The sequence below is a fragment of the Candidatus Cloacimonadaceae bacterium genome, assembly GCA_030693415.1.
In the GTDB taxonomy this organism is placed as follows: Bacteria; Cloacimonadota; Cloacimonadia; order Cloacimonadales; family Cloacimonadaceae; genus JAUYAR01.
The window spans coordinates 1-4,622 of sequence record JAUYAR010000073.1; the positions used below are offsets into that span (position 1 = coordinate 1).

The 4,622-nt window shown below is 49.3% G+C and carries 5 protein-coding genes; 4 read left to right on the top strand and 1 reads right to left on the bottom strand.

Going from position 1 to position 4,622, the window contains the following annotated elements:
• On the bottom strand, positions 1 to 508 hold a 508-nt coding region (locus tag Q8M98_04545; GenBank protein MDP3114029.1), incomplete at its 3' end, for a S24 family peptidase.
• A gap of 243 nt (positions 509 to 751) precedes the next feature.
• Between Q8M98_04545 and Q8M98_04550 the strand changes: the two genes are divergently transcribed.
• From Q8M98_04550 to Q8M98_04565, 4 genes are all read left to right on the top strand, one after another.
• A complete protein-coding gene (locus Q8M98_04550) occupies positions 752 to 1,363 on the top strand; it encodes a helix-turn-helix domain-containing protein (GenBank protein MDP3114030.1) in 612 nt (203 codons plus the stop codon).
• Entirely contained in the window at positions 1,350 to 3,455 is a 2,106-nt protein-coding gene (locus Q8M98_04555) for a Mu transposase C-terminal domain-containing protein (GenBank protein MDP3114031.1), read from the top strand. Before Q8M98_04550 ends, Q8M98_04555 begins: the two co-directional genes overlap by 14 nt.
• Before the next feature lies 1 nt (position 3,456).
• Positions 3,457 to 4,173 carry an ATP-binding protein gene (locus Q8M98_04560; protein MDP3114032.1) on the top strand — a complete coding sequence of 239 codons (717 nt, stop codon included), beginning with the start codon at positions 3,457 to 3,459 and terminating at the stop codon, positions 4,171 to 4,173.
• Positions 4,170 to 4,622, top strand: a 453-nt coding sequence (locus Q8M98_04565) for a hypothetical protein (GenBank protein ID MDP3114033.1), incomplete at its 3' end; no start/stop codon positions are given. The genes Q8M98_04560 and Q8M98_04565, both read left to right, overlap by 4 nt.

The window sequence follows — 4,622 nt, forward strand, 5'->3', positions numbered from 1 at the left end:
GCACAATATCCTCATGGAGTATCTGCGGTTCCATACTGGCACCGTTAACTCTGAAGGCAATGTAGGAGTCCGTACCATAAGGAAGATACCGGGTTGGAACTTCGACAGAATCCGCTGGAACATAGTCGTCTCTCACTTCGATAGGTTCTCCGGCGGAAATTTCCGCCACGATTGGGAACATTGAAGTGCGCACGTAAGTTCTATCAAAATCATTGACTAAGGTGGGCTTGCCATCGATGACCTGCACCTTCTTGGTGGTCGTGATGTCGGCACCGAGCTCCCAGGGAGCCTGGATGAACATGCTGCCTTCAGCTCTTAACAACCAGTTCACATTGATCCCGTTTTCGACCAGTTTCGCCAGAAATTCAGGGTCGGGATAACGGGTATTACCCTTGTATCTCGCCATAGAATTGGTAGAGATACCAAACTTTTTTTCAAACTCATAATTCTTCAAATGCAATGCTTTTACCAGCATTCCGAGCCTTGTTCCGATGTCTTCTGCCTTCATTTCTCCCCCTTTGGGGCATCTTTAGTCTTGACACTGCCCCTATAGGTATTATTGTGTATCTGTGAACAATGTAAATGCCCAGTCAGTTCACGTCAAGAACTAAATTTTATAGTGTGTTTATGCGGCGGATTTTTCCGGCGGTCTCAGAAGTTTTTCAAGTAGTGCCGGAAACGGCAGAAAGGACTTCCCAAGTTATTGCAGGTCAGTTAGGTAGAGACCAACAATAATATGATGGAGGCGCTTATGAAAGCGACTACTTACGAGACCGGAGAAAAGGTGGTGAAGACAGACCACTGTGACAATTACGGCACTGCGACAATTGTCACAGTGCTTTCCATTCGGGAAGATACACCGCTAATGCTGATTACCAAACGCTTTGAGCAGTGTGACAATAAAAATCGGCGCTCAATTGTCACAGTGGTGCCAAAACAAACGACCACTGCGACAATTAGAAAACCGGTAATTGTCACAGTGCTCTTAGCAGCAACTAAAGATTATTCGAAGAGGCTGAAAATGAGCAGACGCAAGATCAAGGCGGTCTGGTTGACCGTCGAGCGAGTGGCAGAGTTGATGAACTGTTCCACCCGGACAGTATGGAGATACGTAAACAGCCATCAGATCAAAGTACATAAACAGCAGATTCAGTTAGGCAGCAGCAAGGTGATCAAGTCCTTCCTGCTGACCGAGACTGATATCCTAATGAAGGAGATGGCTGATTGTGAGCTTAAGGGTATAATACCCGGCAAGTTCATTGAGAAGTCTATCGAGGTGGATGGTAAGAATCTGAACAGTGCTTTGATCTATCAATATGCAGAAAATATATCAAAGGAGGGAGGCTACTATGGAGCCCTATGATTTTACGATAGAGGAATATGGAAAGTGGCTGGATGAGGAAGTTCCTAATCGAAAACGCATGCCCTTACTCTGCGACATGCATATCCGACCGGGTAGAAAACCCAAAAGCGCAGTCATACCTGTTACAATCAAAGAAGATGATGCTGAGGTAGTGGAATCTGAGCCTGATGAGCAATTGCAACCGGATATTCATTCAACTCAGATCATCCCGGCTGCTTCGGTACAGATCATACCCAATGACCTATTCATCGACTTCAGTCCGGATGATCAGATCTTCACCAAGTACGATGGCGAGGCGAAGTTGTATGGACACTTATGCAATGTCATCCTCAATCGCCTGGCAGACTGCGAGTCCAAGGTAGCCGAGTGGGATAAGATCGCCTGCGATTACAATAACGGCACTCTGGCACCTGAACTATACGGACTAAAGGGTAAACGCACCGAACGGGCTCTGCGGCTCTGGATCGAACGTTATCAGGAAGCACAGCAGAATATGTATGCCCTGATCCATAGAAGCCGTAACAAAGAGCATAAACGCAAGGTTACCGATCAGGAGAGCGCATTACTACTACAAGTACTGCTGCATCCCAACCAGGTAACGATCGGTTCAGCTATCTCGGCTCTCAAGTCCAAAGAACGGATGGGTTGGATAGCTTCTCCCTCCAGTGTCCCGACCTTGAGACGCTGGTGCACGGAATGGGCAGAGGATAATCCTGCGGTCTGGAATCAAACCCGGAAGGGTAGCAAGTTCGTGGCTGAGCATATCATCAAGACGATCATACGTGATAATGTCCTGGATGTGGGAGAAGTATGGGTGGCCGATGGTCATACCCTGGCTTTCGATATCTACAATCCCAAGACCGGGAAAGCCCAACGCATGACTATGATCATGGTACTGGACTGGGCAAGTAGATATCCGGTGGGGGCTTCACTTGCCTTTACCGAAGATAGCCAGCATATCCAGATCGCCTTTAGAAATGGGTTCCTCAACTGGGGAGCACTGCCTAAGTATGTCTATCTCGATAATGGCAGAGCCTTCAAGAGCAAACTCTTTCATGAAGCCTGGGAATCACATGATCTGGAGATAGAGATGGGTGGTATCTTCCCCAAACTCAACATCGGAGCCCAGTTCGCAGCCAGCTATAATGCCAAAGCCAAAGTGATCGAACGCTTCTTCAAGACCTTCCAGGAGCAGTTCGAACGGTTCATCTCATCTTTCCGGGGGTCTTGTATTGATAACAAACCTGCTCCCCTGATGCGTAACGAGAAGTGGGCTCAGAAGCTGTATAAATCAGTACCGCCCACGATTGAGGAAGCGATGCAGATGATCGGCTTCTATGTAAGGTACGTGTATGGCGAAACACCGCATGGAGGACTGGGAGGCAAGACACCCTGGCAGGTCTTCAGTTCTGCTCCTCTGCCATCCGACAGACTGGTGCAACCCGGGAAGCTGAACTTCATGATGCTCAGTGCCGAACGCAAGGCAGTCCGCAATGACGGTATCGTCTTCAATAAGCTCCGCTACTGGCATCCTGCCTTGATCGACCTGATCGGCAAGCCGGTGATCTTCCGCTACGATCTGGCTGATGCGAGATGGATACTGGTCTATGATACCAAAGACGTATTCATCTGCCAGGCAGAACTGCGGCAGACTCAGCATCCCTTCATCAAGCTGGCGATGGATCAGCCCATGGCACATAAAGCTCTCAAGCAAGAATACACCTATATCAAGAAGCTGCAGCGAAACACCGAGCAACGCTCCAAGATCTTCGTGAGAAAGAACCAGGAGACGGTCGATGCCCTGCTTGAGCCTTATCAGCGGTTAATAGCTGCCAGTGCGAACCCCACCTTTATCCAACCGCCTGCCCTTGAAGCACCTGAACCGGGTCCGGAGCAGTTCATCGCTAACCTGGAACATCAGGTAACCCAGCTTCTGGAAGACAGACAGGAACCGCAAATCCCTGAGCATAACGACAACCCACAGACTGATACCAAGGATGATGATCAACCCTTCGATTCCGGTATCGCTCTCAATGACAGTTTTAAAGAGATGTGCGACTTCATCGGCATCAAACAAGCAGTAAGGAGATAAGATGAAACAAGGTCAACTGATCAAAACCAGCAACGTCCTCAAAGCCGATGCCACGATCAAGTTCCTGCTCAACCGCCCCAAGTTGGAGATGGTGGGACTGGGACTGATCTATGGGAAACCCGGACTCGGCAAGACCACCTATGCCAACCGCATGGCTTTCAGTAACGGCTATATCTATATCCGGTTGGAAGCAACCACCACACCCAAGTCCTTCGCAGTGCAGCTGCTGACCTCACTCTACCGACGCTTCCATCTCGGTGAATACATCCCGGTGGGCACTGCCAACAACCTCTTCAAAGCCTGCCTGCAGGTCTTGGAGGATCATGAAGATACCATCATCGTAATCGATGAGATCGACTATGCCTTCCGGCTACCCCAGTTACTCGGAGCTATACGTGATATCGTGGATGAGACCCTGACGGTGGTGATCCTGGTCGGGATGCAGAATGCCAAGGATAAGCTGAACATGATCAATGAGTATTACTTTGATAGATGCAACAGCTTCTGCGAGTTCAGTTCCCTGACCAAGTCCGATATCAAAGCCATCGCCACTCAGGTGATGGAGGTCAAGGTCAGTCCGGAGATGGTGGAGATCATCTATCACCAGTGCGCGGGTAACCTGCGTAAGGCAATCAAGCTCATGCATACCTTGGAGATGGCGATCAGTAAGCAACCCGACCTCTCACTCTCGCAGATCAACTTCAGAGCCGTACTATGAGCATCCTGGAACTGGTGGAAAACTTCATTGACCATTACAACAAGCCCTTCTCGGCAGAGATGGTGGCAGCCTTGATCCAGAGAGATATAAGAGACATCGATCCGGTATTGGATAGCCTGCTTACCGAGAATCGCATTAAGCTGATCAGCCAGTCTGAGCGTATCTTTGCCCGGGCGAACCGTTATAATGCTCAGATCGGTTATCAACACTATAAGGGCTGGACCTTCGACCCAGGTGCAGCCCATCAACTGCTCGATGTCCTGGAACAGGGCAAATACAAGTCCATCCGGGACATCGCCCAAGCAGTTGGCAGATCAAGACAGTGGGTCTATATCTACCTTGAAGCCCTGGCATCCATTGAAGTGGTCGATCTGAGGAATTATGTCTATGTGGTTATCTCCCGCAAGAACGTCCCCAAGATCGGCAGAAAAGTAATCAAGGGTATCCTG